The following is a 392-nucleotide window of genomic DNA, read 5'->3' as shown; positions in this document are numbered from 1 at the left end:
CCTAACAAAATTGCAAAGTGGGAGGACTTTATAGAACCCACGTTAGAATTGGGCCGATCTATCAATAAACCGCAAGCCGCGCAAGATTATTTAAACACTAGCAAGAAACAAATCTTACAAGCGGGACAGACTTTTCATGCGCGTTATCCTCATGTCAAAAAATTGGCTGTCGTGCAATTTGCCGATACTAATAATTTGCGTATGTTTTCGTATAATAGTTTGTTTCAACCTGCTTTAGAGACGATGGGACTACAGCTAGTAGCGTTGGCAGATGGCAATCAATGGGGGTTTACGCCCATTATGCTAGGAGACTTAGCGCAGCTTAATGACGATACTTGCCTTGTGGTCGTTGAACCTCTTAGTGACCTTCTCAAACTTGAATTAGAAGACAG

At 42.1% G+C, this 392-nt stretch carries 1 pseudogene; it reads left to right on the top strand.

The window, feature by feature from the left end:
* Positions 1 to 392: pseudogene (locus EI161_RS14705) on the top strand (ABC transporter substrate-binding protein); the annotation flags it as partial.

The organism is Psychrobacter sp. FME5 (assembly GCF_014861375.1).
GTDB lineage: Bacteria > Pseudomonadota > Gammaproteobacteria > Pseudomonadales > Moraxellaceae > Psychrobacter.
Note: the sequence above shows the minus strand (reverse complement) of the source record. Positions and strands in the feature narration are given on the sequence as shown.